Genomic DNA, 17,261 nt, shown 5'->3' on the forward strand with positions numbered 1-17,261 from the left:
TTCCTTATGTTCAAACGTTCAAGCCCCTCCCGATCCGACGACGGCGCCATGCCGGACGAACGCAGCGCCCGCTGGAAACTCATCGGCAAATGGAGCGCCATCGTGGCGGGCTCCGGCGCGCTGGTGGTGCTGGTCGCATCCATCGTCGCGGTGGTCGCCATCTATCCGAAGCTGCCCGACATTTCCGAGCTCGCCGACTACCGGCCCAAGCTGCCGCTGCGCGTGTACTCGACCGAGGGCACGCTGATCGGCGAATTCGGCGAAGAGCGCCGCAACCTCACGCCCTTCGCAAGCATCCCCAAGGTCATGAAAGATGCGGTGCTGGCAGTGGAGGACGCACGCTTCTACGATCACGGCGGCGTCGACTACAAGGGCTTCATGCGCGCCGCGGTGGCCAGCCTCAAGGGCGGCCGGAAGCAAGGCGCCTCGACCATCACGATGCAGGTGGCGCGCAACGTCTACCTGAGTTCGGAGCGCACGCTCAGCCGCAAGACCTACGAGATCATGCTGGCCTTCCGCCTGGAGCAACAGCTCACGAAGGACCAGATCCTGGAGATCTACCTGAACCAGATCTACCTGGGCAATCGTGCCTACGGTTTCGCTGCCGCATCCGAGGCTTATTTCGGCAAGCCCCTGCAGAACGTGACCATCGCCGAAGCCGCGATGCTCGCCGGTCTGCCCAAGGCCCCCGGTGCGAACAACCCGGTGGCGAACCCGCGCCGCGCGCGCGCGCGGCAGCTCTATGTGATCGACCGCATGCAGGAGACCGGCTTCATCACCGCCGAGCAGGCGGCCGAGGCGAAGAAGGAAGAACTGCACCTGCGCGATGCGGCCGACCCGAACCGCCTGCATGCCGAGTACGTCGCAGAAACCGTGCGGCAGATGATGTACGCGCAGTACGGCGACAGCATCTACACCAGCGGCATGAAGGTCTACACCTCGCTGGTCGCTGCCGACCAGGCGGCGGCCTACAAATCGCTGCGCAAGGGCATCATGGATTACGAGCGGCGCCAGGTCTATCGCGGGCCCGAGAAGTTCGTGGATCTGCCGACCGAGCAGAAGGAAGTCGATGAGGCCGTCGACGACGCGCTTGCAGAGCATCCCGACAACGGCGACGTGATCGCCGCCGTCGTGCTCGATGCCAACGCGAAGGAAATCAGCGCTGTGCGCGCCAACGGCGAAGCGATCCAGATCACAGGCGAAGGCCTGAGGCCCGCGCAGTCGGGCCTCGCAGCCAAGGCACCGCCCAACATCAAGATCCGCCGCGGCGCGGTGATCCGCGTGGCGAAGACGCCGAAGGGCACCTGGGAGATCACGCAGCTGCCCGAAGTGGAAGGCGCATTCATCGCGATGGACCCGCGCAGCGGCGCGATCAAGGCCTTGGTGGGCGGTTTCGATTTCGGCAAGAACAAGTTCAATCACGTGACGCAGGCCTGGCGCCAGCCGGGTTCGAGCTTCAAGCCATTCATCTATTCGGCGGCGCTCGAAAAAGGCTTCACGCCCGCCACCGTGGTGAACGACGCACCGCTGTACTTCGATGCCAGCGCCAACGGCGGCCAGCCCTGGGAGCCGAAGAATTTCGAAGGCACGTACGAAGGCCCGATGCCGCTGCGCACCGCGTTGATGAAATCCAAGAACCTGGTGACGCTGCGCGTGCTGCAGTCGATCGGCGCGCCCTATGCGCAGGACTGGGTCACCAAGTTCGGCTTCGACAAGGACAAGCAACCCGCCAACCTGCCGATGGGCCTGGGCGCGGGATCGGTCACGCCGATGCAGATGGCCGTGGGCTACTCGGTGTTCGCCAACGGCGGCTACCGCGTCAATCCGTACCTGGTCACCCGCATCACCGACATGAAGGACAAGGTCATCATGGAAACCGAGCCGCCGGTGCTCGACGAAGCGCGGCGCGCCATTCCTGCGCGCAACGCCTTCGTCATGGACTCGCTGCTGCAAAGCGTGGTGAAGGGCGGCACCGCTTTCAAGGCGCACCAGGCCTTGAAGCGCGACGACCTCTACGGCAAGACCGGCACCACCAACGATTCCTTCGACACCTGGTTCGCGGGCTTCCAGCCCACGCGCGTGGGCATCGCATGGATCGGCTACGACACGCCTCGCCAGCTCGGCGTGCGCGGCGAAACCGGCGGCAGCCTGAGCCTGCCGATCTGGATCGGCTACATGCAATCGGCGCTGCAGGGCGTGCCGGTGACGCAGCCGGCCGAACCGCCCGGTGTGGTGAACATCGACGGCGAGTGGTACTTCGACGACTTCACGCCGGGCCACAACGTGGCGAGCCTGGGCCTGGAGAACGCCGAGCAGGCGCCGCCGCCGGTGGAAGAGCTCACCGGCGCACCGATCGGGGCACCACCGCCGCCTGAAGAGCGCAACCGCATCCTCGATTTCTTCAGGTAGCAGGCGGCGAACGAAGGGAACAGGGAGGCCGCCGGGTCTCTACACTCGGCGCAGTCCCTCCCTCCCTTTGGCCGAACGCATTCATGGAAATCCTCACGCTGGTGGCGCTGCTTCTTGTCGGCGCCTACATCCTCAAGTCCAGAGACCAGCGCCAGCGTATCGCGCTGCTGGGAGGCCACCTCGGCCAGTACCAGATCGAAAAGCTCATGGAGAGCCTGACCCAGGGGTACCTGCGTTGCCTCGGCGAGGATGATCCCGAACGCCGCCAGCAGATCTGGAGCCTGCTCGACACCACCGAGGAAAAGCTCTCGGCGCAGTTCGACGGCTTCGCTGCCGGATTCGCGCGCCTCCCCGAGGCCGACACGCGTGTGAGCAAGCTGCCCATCGCCATTCCCTACGCGCACAAGCTGTTCCCGGCCGCGACCTTCGACCTGCGCGAAGCACTGAACATCCATGCACGCGGCATTGCCGGCGTGATGAAGAACGCGTCGAACCGTCCTGCCAAGTCCAAGGCCTTCACCATGTCGGCCGAGCTGTTCCTGATGCAGCACACCTGCCACTGGTTCTGCAAGTCGAAGACGGTGGCGTCGGCGCGCATGCTGGCGCGGCACCAGACTTCGTACGAGCAGCTGCTCGATGCGGTGAGCCCCGAGACGCGCCGCGCATACGGCACCCTGACGGGTCAGTGATGTGACAACAGCGGCAGCGTGAGCGTCGCCACCGCGCCGCCGCGCGTCGCATTGCCAAGCTCGATGCGCCCACGGTGCAGTGCGGCGATTTCCTTCACGAACGCGAGCCCCAGCCCCGTGCTTTTCTTCTGGCTGTGCGGCCGCGCGAGCGAATAGAACTTCTGGAAGACCTTTTCCTGCGCGTAGTCCGGAATACCCGGTCCGTGGTCGCGCACGCTCACGCGCGCGAGCTTCGACGTGGTCTCCAGCGCCAGCAGCACTTCGCTGCCCTGCGGTGAAAAATCGATCGCGTTGTCCAGCAGGTTGCTGATCGCGCGGCGCAGCAGGAACGGGTCGCCCTCCGTGCTGGCTTCGGTGCGGATGTTCACCAGGAGACGAATGTTCCGCTTGGCCGCCGCGGGCTGCGCGCTGATGGCGATGTCGTCGATCAGCGAAGCCAGCGGCACGGGCTCGGTGCGCTCCAGCGCGCGCCGCGTTTCGAGCGCGGTGAGTTCCATCATGCGGTCGACGATTTCCTGGATGCGCTGCGTCTCGCGCTCGATGTTCTTGAGGAACCGCTCGCGCTCCGCATGCGGCATCGACGGCTCCTGCAGGAGCTCGGCGGCGCCGCGGATCGCCGAGAGCGGGCTCTTCACTTCGTGGGTGAAGGTCTGCACGTAGTCGGCGACGTAGTTGCGGCCCGTCAGCGCATCGCGCATTTCGCTGAAGCCGGTGCGCACCGCATCGACCGCGCGCCGCGCCATGCGCGAAAAGCTCAAGGTGCGCTGCGCCCGCACCCAGGTCCAGTAGTCCGAGATCAACCCGAAGGGCCGCACCAGCCAGACCGAGACGATCACCGCCAGCAGCAACAGCGCCAGGCCCGAACCCACGCCGACCCACAGCGTGCGGGCCCGCGCGTCTTCCACGAACTGGCCGAAGCTCTGAACCGGCTTGCCGACGCTGACCATGCCGACGATCTCGTTGTTCCAGCGGATCGGTGCGCCCACGTACATCACCGAAGTGCGCGGATCGCCGTCGACATCGCGCGAAGTGCGCGCACCGTAGAGGCCGGCGAGCGTGCGGCTCACGTCGCTCCATTGCGAGTAGTCGGCGCCCAGGTGCCTGCCGAGCGAATCGAACATCACGCGGCCACCGCGGTCGGTCACGTAGACGCGCAGTTCCACCTGGCTCTTGTGCAGGTTGTAGATCTGCGCCGAGAACTCGCGCGCGTAGACCGTGCGGAACAGCGGCTCCAGCCGCGCGGTGTTGATCGCGCCGGCGATCACGTCCTGCTCCACCAGGCTGGCCATGAGCTGCGAGGTCTCGACCAGCGACTCCTCGGCCGATTCGCGGTAGCGCGGATCGATGTCCGACACCACGCGATAAAGCAGGAAGGCAATGCCCGCCGTGTAGATCAGCAGGATGCCGATGAAGATCCGCGTGCGTCTTGTCAAAGCCTGGCTCTCCCCCAGGCTTGCCCACTCCGTGTGGCCTCCAACCCCCTCGCCGGGGGCAATACCTGCGGCCCGGCAAAGCCGGTTCCGCGGTATTCCCCGAAAAGGCAGACCCGGGCCGGTGTCATGCCTTTGATGGCAGTTCTTCGTTCAAGGCGTAGCCGGTGCCGCGCAGCGTGCGGATCGGCTCCACGTCGGGCGCCACCGCCTTGAGCTTGGCGCGCAGCGTCTTGATGTGCGCGTCGACCGTGCGATCGAAGCTGTCGCTGGCGTCGTCCCAGACGTGTTCGAGCAATTCGTCGCGCGTGAAGACGCGGCCGGGCCGCTGCACCAGCAGCCGGAGAAGGCCGTATTCGTAGCGCGAGAGCTCCAGGAGCCGGCCGTAATAGCGGATCTGCATGCGCTCGTTGTCGAGCGCGAAGGGCATTGGCGGGGTCTGCGGGGCCGCTGGAGGCACCGGGGGCGAATTTTGAGGGGGTACCCCGTTTCCGGGCACTGCGGCCGTTCCCGGGCCTCCAGAGCTGTTGCGCGTGCTGCGCCGAAGGATCGTGCGGACCCGGGCAACCAGTTCGCGTGGCGAGAACGGCTTGGCGATGTAGTCGTCGGCGCCCAGTTCCAGGCCCACGACACGGTCGATTTCGTCGCTGCGCGCGGTGAGAAACAGCATCGGGATCTCCGGCCCGCCTTGCGACTGGTTCAGCGCTCTCAGGCGCTTGAAGAGCTCGAAACCATTGAGATCGGGCAGTCCGATGTCCAGGATGGCCAGCGCCGGCGGTTCCTGCGCGAACTGCGCGATCGCTTCTTCGGCGGTGGCGCACCAGACCGGCGTGAAGCCGTCGCTCTTCAGGACGTATTGCAGGGTGTCGGCGATGCCCGATTCGTCTTCGGCGATCAGGATCCGGGGTTTGAAGCTCATCCGCGAATGTTAGCGAGGGGAAAGAAGGACGGCGGGCCCGCTTTCTCGCCCGAGGCGCCGGGGACCGGCGCGGCCTTTCGCGGCTTTTTTTTGGCGCGGCGCTCTTTGTGTCTTCTATTTCTTATTCTTCTTATTCAAATTAGTAGTAGTAGATAAGGGAAGCGCTCTTCTGTGGACAGGGCACTTTTTTCGTTATACGACAAGGACTTGTCATTGCTCTGTCACTGTGCGCAGCTGCGCTTTCGGGATGTACCCGCAAAAGGGACAACATTGGGTAACCTGTCCGCCCTGTGGATAACCCATGGCTTGTGCCAAAACTCTCCCCAGAGTTGTCCTTTGACAGTCCCCGGAAAATCTGCGAAAGGCGGTTTTCGGTCCAGAAAATCCAGTGCCTCTTATTTGTGCAATATGTAGATTTCCCTTTGAAATCAACCACTTGCCACACCCCTACACAGAAGTGCCGACGTTATCCACAGAGTTGCCCAAGTTTTGCGGGGACAACGCGAGAGGAACCTTCGAGTCCTTGGGCGACCCAACGCCGTCCTTCACATTGCAAAAAATTTCGAACATGACACCTTCAGAAACCAAGGCCATCGTGACCCTGAGCCTGCTGGCTGCCTTTGTCGATGGCGAGAAACACGAGCGTGAGCGCGCCGAGATCAAACGCATTGCGGAGGGCCTGTCGCAAGCCGACGGGCTGAACCTGCCAACGCTCTATCAGGACGTGCTGATGAAGCGCGTATCGCTGGCTTCGGTGGCGGGGGAGCTGTCCAGCAACGAATCGAAGCAGCTCGCCTATGAAATGGCGGTGTGCGTGTGCGACGCCGACGGCGCGCAGTCGGAAGCGGAGCGCATGTTCCTGATGGACGTGCGCACCTCGCTCGGCCTGGATGCCTCGGCGGCGCGGTTCTCGCAGCAGGCTGAAGAAATTGCCGCGGTGCCCGTGGCTGCGGCAGCAGGAACCGCAGTGACAGCGGTGGCCGCCCCCAACACGCCCGACAGCGCCGAACTCGACAAGTCGATCCTCAATGCCGCCATCCTCAACGGTGCGCTCGAACTGCTGCCCGAGACGCTCTCGACCATGGCGATCATTCCGCTGCAGATGAAGCTGGTCTACCGCATCGGCCAGGCACATGGCTACCAGCTCGACAGCGGCCACATCAAGGATTTCCTGGCCACCGTGGGTGTGGGCCTGACCTCGCAGTACCTGGAACAAGCCGGGCGCAAGCTGCTCGGTGGCCTGCTCGGAAAGGTGGGCGGTGGTTTGCTGCGTGGCCTTGGCAACCAGGCCGTGAGCTCGGGCATGAGCTTCGCCTCGACCTATGCGCTCGGCCATGTGGCCAAGCGCTACTACGCCGGCGGCCGCACGCTCTCGACGCAGATGCTCAAGGACGCGTTCTCGGGCGTGGTGAAGGAAGGGCAGAGCCTGCAGACGCAATATCTGCCGGCCATCCAGGAGAAGGCCCGCACGCTGGACGCGGGCAAGGTGCTCTCGCTGGTGCGAGGCGCCTGAAACAGGCTCTCCCCCAGGCTTCGCGCACTGCGTGTCGCTTCTCCAACCCCCTCACCGGGGGCAACACCAGCGGCCCGGCAAAGCCGGTTCCGCGGTGTTTCTGGACGAGAGAACTGGCTAAACCTTGCTCAGGTCGTCGAGGATCGGGCAGTCGGGGCGCGCATCGCCATGACAGCAATGCACGAGGTGCGCGAGCGTGTTGCGCATCGACTGCATGTCCGCGATGCGCTGCTCCAGCTCTCCCAGATGTTTCTCTGCAATCCGCTTGACGCTCGAACTCGCGCGCCGGCGGTTGTGCCAGAGGCCCACCAGCTCGGCGATTTCTTCCATCGAAAAGCCGAGGTCGCGTGAGCGCTTGATGAAGCGCAGCGTGTGCACATCGGCCTCGCCGTACTGGCGGTAGCCGCTGTCGGTGCGCGCCACCGCCGGCAGGAGGCCCAGCCCCTCGTAGTGCCGGACCATGCGCGCCGACACGCCCGACAGGCGCGCGGCTTCGCCGATGGCGACCTGGCCCGTCATCATTGAACGGCGTAGCCTGCGTTCTCGATCGCGGCCACGATGTCCTTGCGCGGCTGCTCGCTCAGTACGTCGACATGGCCGGTTTCAAGGTCTACCGTGACCTGCGCTTCGGGATCGACCGTCTGCACCGCGTTCTGCACTGCGTTGACGCAGTGGCCGCAGCTCATGCCCGAGACCTGGAATTTCTGGCTCATCGTTCTGACTCCTTGTTGGGTGGATGGATGAAGGGTTGAATGAAACGAGCCGCCAGTTTGAACCCTCTCACGATGTCAACGTCCAGCGAAGGGGCACTTCCAATTCGGGCTTGACCTTGCCATGGTGTGAGGCTTTAGTCTTCGGCACATGGAAACCTTGCAGCAACATCCTTTGGCCGCCACTGCCACGCTGGACCTCTCGGTCGGTGGCATGACCTGCGCTTCGTGCGTGATGCGCGTGGAGCGCGCCCTCAAGAACGTGCCTGGCGTGCAGGACGTCAGCGTGAACCTCGCCACCGAGTCGGCCCGCGTGGTGACCACCAGTGCCGAAGACATGGACGCACGCCTGCGGCGTGCCGTGCGGGCGGCAGGCTACGAACCGCGTGCCGCAAGCACCGCGGCCGACGAGGCGGCGGCCTTGTCACCATGGCATGGTTTCGGCCCGGTGGCCATTGGCCTCGCGCTGTCGATTCCGTTGCTGGCACCCATGCTCGGCGATCCCTTCGGGCAGGACTGGATGCTGCCGCCCTGGCTGCAGTTGCTGCTTGCCGCACCGGTCCAGTTCTGGCTCGGTGCGCGTTTCTATCGCGCGGGCTGGCATGCGGCCAAGGCCCTCACCGGCAACATGGACCTGCTGGTGGCGCTCGGCACCAGCGCGGCGTTCGGCCTGTCACTCTGGCTGTGGTGGCGCTCGGCCACTGGCGAGCATGCGGGTCACGGCGAGATGCCGCACCTGTACTTCGAAGCCGCGGCGGTGGTGATCACGCTGGTGCTGCTCGGAAAGTGGCTCGAGGCGCGTGCCAAGCGCCAGGCGACTTCCGCAATTCGCGCGTTGCAGCAACTGCGCCCGGAAGTAGCGCACCTGGTGGGCGCGCGCGGCGAAAGCGACGTGCCGCTCGCCGAGGTGATGGTGGGCGACCGCCTCGCCGTGCGTCCCGGCGAGCGCGTACCGGCCGATGCGCGCGTGATCGAAGGGCAGTCCGAGGTCGACGAGTCGATGCTCACCGGCGAACCGCTGCCGGTGGCCAAGGGACCTGGCGATGCGCTCACGGGCGGCGCGGTCAACGGCGACGGCCGGATGGTGATCGAAGTGAAGGCGGTCGGCGCCGAGAGCGTGCTGGCACGCATCATCCGGCTGGTCGAGGACGCACAGGCCGCCAAGGCGCCGATCCAGCGGTTGGTGGACAAGGTCGCGGCCGTGTTCGTGCCGGTGGTGCTGGTGATTGCGCTGATCACGTTGGCGGGTTGGCTGATTGCGGGCGCGGGCATCGAAACTGCGTTGATCCATGCGGTCGCCGTGCTTGTCATCGCCTGCCCGTGTGCGCTGGGCCTCGCCACGCCGGTCGCGGTGATGGCTGGCACCGGCGTGGCCGCGCGGCACGGCATCCTGATCAAGGATGCGCGTTCGTTGGAGATTGCACACCGCGTCGACACCGTGGCCTTCGACAAGACCGGTACGCTGACCTTGGGCCGCCCCGTGCTCACTGCATTGCTGCCGGTTGCAGGCACCGAGGCCACGAAAGACCAATTGCTCGCCACCGCCGCCAGTCTTCAGGGCGGCAGCGAACATCCGCTCGCCCGTGCCGTGCTTGTCGCCGCGGCGGAACGCGGCGTGCAGGCGCCGCCTCTAGGTGCAATGCAGGCCATGCCGGGCCGTGGTGTTCGCGGCGAAGTGGATGGCGCCACCTGGGCCATCGCGAGCCTGCGCTGGTGCAGGGAACTCGACGCGATGCCCGCGGAAGCCGAGATCGAAAAACTGCAGGCGCAAGGCGCCACGGTGTCGGCGCTGCTGCGTTTCGATGAAGCTGGCGCAGCGCGCGTGCAGGCCTTGCTGGCCTTCGCCGACGAACCCAAGCCGCAAGCCGCCGAGGCCATCCGCACGCTGCGTGCGCGAGGCTTGCGCGTGGTGATGATCTCCGGTGACAACCTGCGCGCGGCGCAGGCCATGGCGACGCGGCTCGGCATTGCGATCGAGGATGTGCGTGCCGATGTGCTTCCCGCCGACAAGGCAGCACAGGTCAGCGCGTTGCGTCGCGATGGCCATGTCGTGGCGATGGTCGGCGATGGCGCCAACGATGCGCCCGCGCTCGCTGCGGCCGACGTGGGCATCGCGATGGCACCCTCGGGCGGCGGCACCGACGTGGCGATGGAAGCAGCCGGCATCACGCTGATGCGCGGCGACCTCGCGCTGGTGGCCCAGGCGTTCGAGCTTTCTGCTCGCACGGTGGCGAAGATCCGGCAGAACCTGTTCTGGGCCTTTGCCTACAACGTGGCCGGCATTCCGCTCGCGGCCTTCGGCTTGCTGAGTCCGGTGGTGGCCGGTGCCGCGATGGCGCTGTCGAGCGTGAGCGTGATGGCGAACGCGCTGCTGCTGCGCCGCTGGAAGCCTTGATCTGCTCTCTTCAGTCGAACAGCAGCGCCATCACGTGGTCGTCGATGGGCTCCGCATCGCCGGCCCGCTTGTAGAACTTGCGCAGCGTGCCTTCGCGCTGGAAGCCCAGCTTCTCGTAGAAGCGCAGGCCCGGCGCGTTGTCGCTTTCGACGCAGAGTTCGATGCGCTTGACGCCGGCAGCCTTCAGTTCGTCGATCGCCTGGCTCACCATCGCGAGCGCCACGCCTTTCCCGTGCAATGTGGGATCGACGGCCAGCGTGCCCAGGCTAGCCACATGCTGCACCCGACCCGGATAGCGCGTGGCGCGGTAGAAGCCGGCGATCCGGCCGTCCAGTTCGTAGACGAAGAAGCGTTCGCTCCCGACCATCTCCTGGTAGATGGGGCGAAAGTCCTCGAGCGGCATCGGGTCGTAGCTGAGGTAGGGCACGACCTTCTCGTGCATGTAGAGCGTGAAGACGGCGTGGAGGTCTTCGAGCGTGGCGAGCCTGCGCATGGGTGTAAGTCTCGAAACGATGGAAGCGCCGAGCTTACATACGGCGCTTCAAGCCAGGAGCGCCACCGAGAACGCCAGCAGTGCGCATTGCACACACCAGGCCCATCGCAGGCGGATGCGTGAATCGAGCACGGCGCCGATGGTCCAAAACCCTGCGACGGCCAGCGCGAGGAGTTCGAGGCCGGTGCGGAATGCGAGGTCGTCGGCGCCCCACAGAAAGGCGAGCGTCACGCCGATCCATCCGATGAAGTGGATCGATGCCGAGACGACCTGCACACGGGTCAACGCCGGATCGTGGATGTGCATCGCCTCATCGAGCGAGAACGGCGCCTCCGGAAAGCGCGCCGCCACATCGGCCGGCCGCCAGCCCGGCGGCTTGAACCACACCGCAAGCTTGTCGCGCCATCTGCGCGTATGCCAGCTGTCGCGCACCAGCGGCGCATAGGGCCCGAGGATGGCCCGCAGCGGATCGAAATTAGCCAGCGCCTTGCGCGTGCCATAGACAGCGCGCTCGTTCTCTTCGGCGAAGGTGCCGAACATCCGGTCCCACACCACGAGCATGCCGCCGTAGTTGCGGTCCACATACCCGTCGTTCACCGCGTGGTGCACGCGATGGTTCGAGGGCGAGGAGAACACGCGGTCGAACCAGCCGAGCTTGCCGATGTGCTCGGTGTGGATCCAGAACTGGTAGACCAGCACGATGAGCCCCGCGATGCCGAACTGCTCGGGCGGCACGCCGACCACCGCCATCGGCAGGTAGAAGGCCCAGCCCAGGAAGGCGACCATGCTCTCCTGCCGCAGCGCGGTCGAGAAGTTGAACTGCTGGCTCTGGTGGTGCACCGAGTGCGCGGCCCAGAACACCGCCGACTCGTGCCCCGCGCGGTGCAGCCAGTAGTCGCAGAAGTCGAACAGCAGCACCGCGACGATCCAGCCGATGGCGCCGTCCCAGAAGGCGGGCCGCGTCCAGATCGCGACGACCGGGTAGACCATCGCGTACAGGCCGATCTGGAAGAGCTGCGTGCACACCGCGAGCGCCTGGCTCAGCAGGCCCTGGCTCAGGCTGCCGAGCGTGTCGCTGAAGCGGTAGGTGTTGCGGCGCTTGAACCAGCCCCAGGCGAATTCGCACGCCATGAGCAGCGCGAACACGGGCACGACGAGAACGACCAGCCGATGCACCGCGTCCTGTTCTTCAGCAAGCCTTCAGCGAATCTTCAGCGATCCGGCGCGTCCGATGCATCGGAAGAGAGGCCGGCCACGATCACCGCGTTGGTGCCGCCGAAAGCGAAGGAGTTGGAGAGCGCATAGCGGATGCCTTTGGCTTCGCGCGCTTCGCCGCGCACGAAGTCGAGATCGAAAGCAGCGTCGGGTGCCTGCAGGTTGGCGATGGGCGGCAAGGCTTCGCGCGCCAGTGCACGCAGCGCGGCAATGAGTTCGATGGCGCCGCCGCCGCCGAGCACATGGCCGTGGATCGCCTTGGTGGCGCTCACCGGCGTGCCATTGCCGAACACTTCGCGGATCGATGCAGCCTCGGCCGCATCGCCGGCCGACGTGGCGGTGCCGTGCGCGTTGATGTGGCCGATGTCCGAGGCCTCGATGCCGGCATCGCGCAGCGCAGCGCGCATGGCGCGCACCTGGCCGGCCGAGTCGGGGTTCGTGATGTGCGTGCCGTCGCAGTTGGTGGCGTAGCCGGCGAGCACAAAGGGCGCAGCTTTCGCACCGCGCGCCCGAGCATGCGCTTCGGATTCGATCACCAGCGCGGCGGCGCCTTCGCCGATGGCAAAGCCGGCGCGGTCGCCGGAGAAAGGCCGGCAGGCGGACGAGGGCGCATCGGCCGGTGGCGGTGCCATCACGCGCATCGCGTGCCAGCTGGCCATCACGCCGGGTGTGAGCATGGCGTCGTGGCCTCCGACGATGGCGACGTCGATCCAGCCGCCGCGAATCGCGCGCATCGCCTCGCCGATGGCCACGGCCGAGGAGGCGCAGGCGCACGCGTAGGCAATGGCCGAGCCGCGTGCGCCGAAGTGCAGTGCGAGCTCCGCGACCGCCGCATTGGGCATCACGGTGAGCACGGTCGTCGGGCGCATGCGCTTCTGTTCGCCGTAGAGCGCGCTGGTCGTGGTGTCGAAGGCGCCCGCGCCCGCGAGCCCGCTGCCCCAGAAGATGCCCAGCCGTTCGGGGTCGACGCTGTCGGCACCGAGCCCGGCCTGTGCGGCCGCATCCTGCGCGGCGGCCAGCGCCATGGCCGTGCCACGGTCCAGCGGCAGGCGCGAGGTGCTGCGCACGCCGTTCGAATCGAAATCGCAGGCGGCCACGGCGAGCGACATCGGGTCCATGCCTTTGATCTCGAGCGTCTGCGCGCGCACGGCCGAGCGGCCGGCGAACAGCGCCTCGTCGAAGGCTTCGACGGTGCGGCCGATGGGCGTGACGAAGCCCATGCCGCTCACGCGCACAGGCGCCGATGCGGCACGCGCTGCGGACGCAGCCAGCACGGCGTGGGCGGCACCGCTGCTCATGCGTGGGCCGTTTCGGCGGCGGGGCTGGCCGCGCCGCTGCTTTCGGTGTCGATCACCTCGCACAGGCGCTGCAGCGTGATGCCGGCTTCGCGCGGGTCGAGCCGGTCCTCCGGAATGCGCAGATGGAAGGCGTCTTCCACCGCGAAGACGAACTCCATCAGTGCGAGCGAATCGAGGCCGAGGTCGGTCAGCACCGTGGCCGGCGAGATGGCGCTGCGATCGACCTTGAAGTCGGCTTCCAGGATCGTCGCGATGCTGTTGAAGGTGGGCGAGGAGGACATGGGCTGTGTTCCTTTCAGGTGTGTTCGTTCGGGCGAACTCATGCGTACAGGGGATGCTCGGGCATCGTGCCATGCGCTACCGCATCGGCGAATGACACTGTTTCGCGCACGACCTGTTGACGGTCGTTGTCTATCGTGATCATGTGGTAGCTGTTGGCCACGACCACGGTGCGGAATGCGCGGCAGCGCAGGCCGCGCGCGAGGATGTCCAGGTTGGCCACGCTGGCCACCTCGTCCTGCTGGGCATGCAGGGCGAGCACGTTGTCGCACTGCACGGCGTTCAGGTTGCGCCGCACATGGCGGATCAACCGGTCGTGTTCGCGCAGGTGCCCCACGCCAAGCACCGAGCAGCCCGCGCGCGAGATCTTGCGGTGGCGCAGCTCGCGCTCGATCCAGGCGCGCACGCGCTCGTTCTTCACGCCATAGGGCGGCCGTTCGCGGTATTGCCAGAGGCGACCCAGCGGCGTGTAGAAGGCGAGCGGCAGCAGGAACTGGGTGCGCGGAATCGCCCAGCCGTCGAAGCGCAGCGTGGTCGACATGAGCACCAGCGCATCGACGTCGCGGCCGCAGCGGATGGCCGCGCCCAGCGCGAGCGAGGAACCGGCGGAAATGCCGACCAGCATCACCCGGTCGTGCTGCCTGCGCAGCGCCTTCACCTGGGCCTGGATGGCGTCGAGCCAGCGTTCGTATGGTGCGGCGTGTTGCATCGGCGCGCCGGCATCGAACGAGTAGCCATCGATCGGCAGCGGGTGTGCCGCATACCCCCTGGCGCGCAATGCCGATTGCACGGTCAGCAACTCGTCAGGCGTGCTGCATAAACCATGCAGCAGGATCACCGCGGTGCGTTGCACCTCGGGGGGAACCAGGCTCAGCTGATCGGAGGCGTCACGTGCGCTCATCGTGCGGCGCAGGCCATGAAAATGGCCCGTGTTTCATGCTGCTGTCGTATGCTCATGCAACGACTATCGTGTGGAGCTACTGACCGGCCCCTGACCCATCCATTCAGCAACCCTTCACACTTCCACACCCCCAACCACCATGCGAATCCTGCTTGTCGAAGATGACGCCGTCCTGCGCGATGTGATGCTGCGCAGCCTGGCGGACGCGGGCCATCGGGTCGACGTGTCGACCAACGTCGAAGACGCCGACCACCTCTGGCGCGTGCAACCCTTCGATGCGGTGCTGCTCGACCTCAACCTGCCGGCGACGGCAAGCCCCACGAGCGGTCTTGCGAGCGGCCTCACCGCACTGCGACAGGCACGCGCGCGTGGCGACCGCACACCGGTGCTCGTGCTCACCGCGCGCGGCCGCACCGAGGAGCGCATTGCAGGCCTGGATGCAGGTGCCGACGATTACCTGGGCAAGCCCTTCGATCTCGCCGAAGTCGAAGCGCGCCTGCGTGCGCTGGTGCGACGCGCGAAGGGCACCGAAGACATCGTGCTGCTCGGCCAGCTCAAGCTCGACCGCAAGGCGCGCCGCTTCTCCACCGCGGGCGGCCCGCTCGATCTGCCCGCGCGCGAGTTCGAGGTGCTGTGGGAACTGATGAGCCCGCCCGGTCGCACGGTCAGCAAGCGGGCGCTGTCCGACAAGCTCTCCAGCTTCGACGAGTCGCTGGGCGACAACGCGCTCGAAGCCTTCATCTCGCGGCTGCGCAAGAAGTTGCTGGGCACCGGTGCGAGCATCCGCACGCTGCGCGGCATCGGCTACCTGCTCGAAGCCGAGGTGTGACGGACAACACCGTTGCCCCGATCGCGCCGTCGCTCACGCGGCGGGTCCTGCGCAATGTGCTGGTGCCGCTGGCACTCACGTGGATGCTCGGCGCGGTGATCGCGCTGGTCATCGCCAACTACTTTTCCGAACAGGCCTTCGACCGCGGCATGCTCGACGATGCCTATGCGCTGTCGGCCAACGTGCAGGCGGGGGAACGTGGCATCGAGTTGCTGCTCACGCCGCGCGAAGTGGCCACGGTGCTTTTCGACCAGATCGACACGGTCCACTTCTCGGTGCAGCGGCTCGACGGCACGCTGATTTCGGGCGAATCGGAATTGCAGGCGCCGCTGCCCGTGAGCGGCGCGCGCTACCGTTTCTCCGACGTGACCTACCAGGGCAAGCCGATGCGCGCGGTGACGCTCGAGCACGACGCCGAGCCCGGCATCTCCATGCCTTACCGCGTGGTGATTGCGCAGACCACGCTGAGCCGCACCGCGCTCGTGCGGCAACTGCTCGGCTTTGCACTGGCGCCGCAGATCCTGCTCCTGGTGCTGCTGGCCGTGTGGCTCTGGCATGGCATTCGCAGCGACCTGCGCCCGCTCGGCGACCTGCAGCGTGCGCTCGACCGGCGCGACGTGCGCGATCTGTCCCCGGTGGCAGTGGCGCAGACCTCGCGCGAACTGCAGCGTTTGGGCAATGCGGTCAATTCGCTGTTCGAGCGGCTGGGCCACAGCGTGCAGGCGCAGCGCGAGTTCGTGGGCAACGTGGCACACGAGCTGCGCACGCCGCTCGCGGGCATCCGCGCGCTGGCCGAGTACGGCCTCGCGCAGCACGACACGACCGTCTGGCGCGAGCAACTGGAGCGCGTGTCGGAGCGCCAGGCGCGCGCGAGCCACCTGATCGACCAGTTGCTCGCACTCGCGCTGGCCGAGGAGGCGCGCACGAGCCTCGCCCGCGAGCCGGTGCGCCTCGATGTACTGGCCGAGCAGACCGTGCTGCGGCATCTCGCGCGTGCGGATGCGCGGGGCGTGGACCTCGGTGCGCGCGGGCTGGACGACGGCGTGGTCGTGATGGCGAACGAAGCATTGGTCGAAGGCATCCTGGACAACCTGATCGACAACGCGCTGCGCTATGGCGGCCGCACGATCACGGTGGAGCTTGCAGGGCGCACGCTGAGCGTGATCGACGATGGACCCGGCATCCCGCTCGAGGCGCAGCGCGACCTGATGCAGCGGTGGGCACAGGGCCCTGCCGGGCAGAAGCTGGGACAGGGCTCGGGGCTGGGGCTGTCGATCGTGTCGCGTTATGCGGAGTTGCTGGGTGCCGAGTTGCGGCTCGAAGCGGCCGAGCCCATGGGCTTGCGTGTGAGCGTGGCGTTCGGCGAGGCGGTGTAGGCCTGTCTTGCGCCTTCTCCTCCCCAGGAAGGGAAGGGGAGGGGAGAAAAGCCGGCTACAGCGGTGTGCCCTGGTGGAACGCCATGCGCCATTTGCCACGCCGCAGTCGCCACAGTGAACTGCGAAGCGAATCGGCTGCGGGGCGCTCCGGTATCGCGGCACGGTGCGCGCGGTAGGTGACCAGCGCGATGTCGGGCGCCATGCGCTGCACGCGGAATTCCGAGATCGTTCGCTCCGAGAAGGCTTCGTCGCGCAGCGCGTCGATGATCGCGGGTCGCGTCCATTCCGTGCCCGACACACCAAGCTCGCGGAAGTCGTCGTCGAGCAGTTCTTCGAGCTGCGCAGCATTCGCTCGCACCTCGCGCAGATGCAGCGCGCCTTCGAGCTTCAGCAGCAGCGCGTCGAGGTTGTCGGCCGGCGCGGCCTCGTAGAGCTCGAGCGGAAGACCGTCGGGATCGGCGAAGAAGGTGAAGCGCCGGCCCGTGTACTCGTCGACACGCAGCGGCTCGACCGCGATGCCTTGTGCCGCGAGTTCATCGGCTGCGGCCTGCACGTCGTGCACTTCGAAGGACAGGTGTCGCAGCCCCTGCGCCTCGGGCCGCGTGGGGCGTGCGGGTGCTTCGGGAAACGAGAACAGCTCGATCTGCGAGCCGTCGGGCAGCGCCAGATCGAGCTTGTACGAAGCGCGCGCGGCGCGGTAGTTCTCGGCAACGATGCGCAGGCCGAGCACCTCGGTGTAGAAGCGCTTCGAGCGTGCGTAGTCGGCGCAGATGATGGCGACGTGGTGAATGCGGGCGAGCTGCAT

At 66.6% G+C, this 17,261-nt stretch carries 16 protein-coding genes; 6 read left to right on the forward strand and 10 right to left on the reverse strand.

Features of this window, described 5'->3' with window-relative positions:
* The first annotated feature begins 48 nt into the window (after nt 1-48).
* Together J2W23_RS17985 and J2W23_RS17990 are read left to right on the forward strand one after the other, a co-directional pair.
* Nucleotides 49-2,409: a penicillin-binding protein 1A gene (locus tag J2W23_RS17985; protein WP_307649676.1), complete on the forward strand. Its 2,361-nt coding sequence runs from the start codon at nt 49-51 to the stop codon at nt 2,407-2,409.
* Between the two features lie 83 nt (nt 2,410-2,492).
* Nucleotides 2,493-3,098, forward strand: coding sequence for a hypothetical protein (locus tag J2W23_RS17990; protein WP_176661105.1), 606 nt, complete (start codon nt 2,493-2,495; stop codon nt 3,096-3,098).
* Here J2W23_RS17990 and creC read toward each other — a convergent pair.
* Entirely contained in the window at nt 3,092-4,531 is a 1,440-nt protein-coding gene (gene creC, locus J2W23_RS17995; protein WP_307649677.1) for a two-component system sensor histidine kinase CreC, read from the reverse strand. The two genes, J2W23_RS17990 and creC, sit on opposite strands and share 7 nt — an antisense overlap.
* 124 nt (nt 4,532-4,655) lie before the next feature.
* On the reverse strand, nt 4,656-5,447 hold the full coding sequence (gene creB, locus J2W23_RS18000) for a two-component system response regulator CreB (RefSeq protein WP_307649678.1): 792 nt from the start codon (nt 5,445-5,447) through the stop codon (nt 4,656-4,658).
* Between the two features lie 568 nt (nt 5,448-6,015).
* On the opposite strand from creB, the gene J2W23_RS18005 reads away from it, so the two are divergent.
* Complete coding sequence (locus tag J2W23_RS18005) at nt 6,016-6,960, forward strand: YcjF family protein (protein WP_176661102.1); 945 nt, start codon at nt 6,016-6,018, stop codon at nt 6,958-6,960.
* 117 nt (nt 6,961-7,077) lie between these two features.
* On the opposite strand, the gene cueR is transcribed toward J2W23_RS18005, so the two are convergent.
* Both cueR and J2W23_RS18015 read right to left on the reverse strand, forming a co-directional pair.
* Nucleotides 7,078-7,482, reverse strand: coding sequence for a Cu(I)-responsive transcriptional regulator (cueR, locus tag J2W23_RS18010; protein ID WP_373423953.1), 405 nt, complete (start codon nt 7,480-7,482; stop codon nt 7,078-7,080).
* Nucleotides 7,479-7,673 carry a heavy-metal-associated domain-containing protein gene (locus J2W23_RS18015; RefSeq protein ID WP_013538502.1) on the reverse strand — a complete coding sequence of 65 codons (195 nt, stop codon included), beginning with the start codon at nt 7,671-7,673 and terminating at the stop codon, nt 7,479-7,481. Before J2W23_RS18015 ends, cueR begins: the two co-directional genes overlap by 4 nt.
* Before the next feature lie 148 nt (nt 7,674-7,821).
* On the opposite strand from J2W23_RS18015, the gene J2W23_RS18020 reads away from it, so the two are divergent.
* Entirely contained in the window at nt 7,822-10,065 is a 2,244-nt protein-coding gene (locus J2W23_RS18020; protein ID WP_307649679.1) for a heavy metal translocating P-type ATPase, read from the forward strand.
* A gap of 10 nt (nt 10,066-10,075) precedes the next feature.
* Here J2W23_RS18020 and J2W23_RS18025 read toward each other — a convergent pair whose 3' ends face one another.
* The 5 genes from J2W23_RS18025 to J2W23_RS18045 are packed head-to-tail and all read right to left on the reverse strand — an operon-like array spanning nt 10,076 to nt 14,251.
* The gene (locus J2W23_RS18025) at nt 10,076-10,558 is read right to left on the reverse strand and encodes a GNAT family N-acetyltransferase (protein ID WP_307649680.1); all 483 of its coding nucleotides are present in this window, start codon (nt 10,556-10,558) and stop codon (nt 10,076-10,078) included.
* A 48-nt stretch (nt 10,559-10,606) separates the two neighbouring features.
* Entirely contained in the window at nt 10,607-11,734 is a 1,128-nt protein-coding gene (locus J2W23_RS18030) for a sterol desaturase family protein (RefSeq protein ID WP_307649681.1), read from the reverse strand.
* Between the two features lie 35 nt (nt 11,735-11,769).
* Nucleotides 11,770-13,071, reverse strand: coding sequence for a beta-ketoacyl-[acyl-carrier-protein] synthase family protein (locus J2W23_RS18035; RefSeq protein WP_307649682.1), 1,302 nt, complete (start codon nt 13,069-13,071; stop codon nt 11,770-11,772).
* Nucleotides 13,068-13,352 (reverse strand): acyl carrier protein, encoded by a 285-nt coding sequence (locus J2W23_RS18040; RefSeq protein ID WP_307649683.1) that lies wholly within the window; start codon nt 13,350-13,352, stop codon nt 13,068-13,070. Before J2W23_RS18040 ends, J2W23_RS18035 begins: the two co-directional genes overlap by 4 nt.
* Nucleotides 13,353-13,390: 38 nt before the next feature.
* Nucleotides 13,391-14,251 (reverse strand): alpha/beta hydrolase, encoded by an 861-nt coding sequence (locus tag J2W23_RS18045; protein WP_176661096.1) that lies wholly within the window; start codon nt 14,249-14,251, stop codon nt 13,391-13,393.
* Nucleotides 14,252-14,390: 139 nt separating this feature from the next.
* On the opposite strand from J2W23_RS18045, the gene J2W23_RS18050 reads away from it, so the two are divergent.
* Together J2W23_RS18050 and J2W23_RS18055 are read left to right on the forward strand one after the other, a co-directional pair.
* Nucleotides 14,391-15,080 (forward strand): response regulator transcription factor, encoded by a 690-nt coding sequence (locus tag J2W23_RS18050; protein ID WP_013538509.1) that lies wholly within the window; start codon nt 14,391-14,393, stop codon nt 15,078-15,080.
* The gene (locus J2W23_RS18055) at nt 15,077-16,456 is read left to right on the forward strand and encodes a sensor histidine kinase (protein WP_307649684.1); all 1,380 of its coding nucleotides are present in this window, start codon (nt 15,077-15,079) and stop codon (nt 16,454-16,456) included. The genes J2W23_RS18050 and J2W23_RS18055 overlap by 4 nt, the downstream gene beginning before the upstream one ends.
* A 55-nt stretch (nt 16,457-16,511) precedes the next feature.
* Here J2W23_RS18055 and gloA2 read toward each other — a convergent pair whose 3' ends face one another.
* Nucleotides 16,512-17,261: an SMU1112c/YaeR family gloxylase I-like metalloprotein gene (gene gloA2 / locus J2W23_RS18060; protein WP_307649685.1), complete on the reverse strand. Its 750-nt coding sequence runs from the start codon at nt 17,259-17,261 to the stop codon at nt 16,512-16,514.

Origin of the sequence: Variovorax boronicumulans (assembly GCF_030812215.1) — a bacterium.
Taxonomy (GTDB): Bacteria; Pseudomonadota; Gammaproteobacteria; order Burkholderiales; family Burkholderiaceae_C; genus Variovorax; species Variovorax boronicumulans_C.

Coding starts and splice junctions, on each gene's coding strand:
- creB (WP_307649678.1), bottom strand. CDS start 5,447: ATGAGCTTCAAACCCCGGATCCTGATCGCCGAAGACGAATCGGGCATC.
- J2W23_RS18050 (WP_013538509.1), top strand. CDS start 14,391: ATGCGAATCCTGCTTGTCGAAGATGACGCCGTCCTGCGCGATGTGATG.
- J2W23_RS17985 (WP_307649676.1), top strand. CDS start 49: ATGCCGGACGAACGCAGCGCCCGCTGGAAACTCATCGGCAAATGGAGC.
- J2W23_RS18035 (WP_307649682.1), bottom strand. CDS start 13,071: ATGAGCAGCGGTGCCGCCCACGCCGTGCTGGCTGCGTCCGCAGCGCGT.
- J2W23_RS18025 (WP_307649680.1), bottom strand. CDS start 10,558: ATGCGCAGGCTCGCCACGCTCGAAGACCTCCACGCCGTCTTCACGCTC.
- J2W23_RS18005 (WP_176661102.1), top strand. CDS start 6,016: ATGACACCTTCAGAAACCAAGGCCATCGTGACCCTGAGCCTGCTGGCT.
- gloA2 (WP_307649685.1), bottom strand. CDS start 17,261: ATGCAGCTCGCCCGCATTCACCACGTCGCCATCATCTGCGCCGACTAC.
- J2W23_RS18045 (WP_176661096.1), bottom strand. CDS start 14,251: ATGAGCGCACGTGACGCCTCCGATCAGCTGAGCCTGGTTCCCCCCGAG.
- J2W23_RS18020 (WP_307649679.1), top strand. CDS start 7,822: ATGGAAACCTTGCAGCAACATCCTTTGGCCGCCACTGCCACGCTGGAC.
- J2W23_RS17990 (WP_176661105.1), top strand. CDS start 2,493: ATGGAAATCCTCACGCTGGTGGCGCTGCTTCTTGTCGGCGCCTACATC.
- J2W23_RS18040 (WP_307649683.1), bottom strand. CDS start 13,352: ATGTCCTCCTCGCCCACCTTCAACAGCATCGCGACGATCCTGGAAGCC.
- J2W23_RS18015 (WP_013538502.1), bottom strand. CDS start 7,673: ATGAGCCAGAAATTCCAGGTCTCGGGCATGAGCTGCGGCCACTGCGTC.
- cueR (WP_373423953.1), bottom strand. CDS start 7,482: ATGATGACGGGCCAGGTCGCCATCGGCGAAGCCGCGCGCCTGTCGGGC.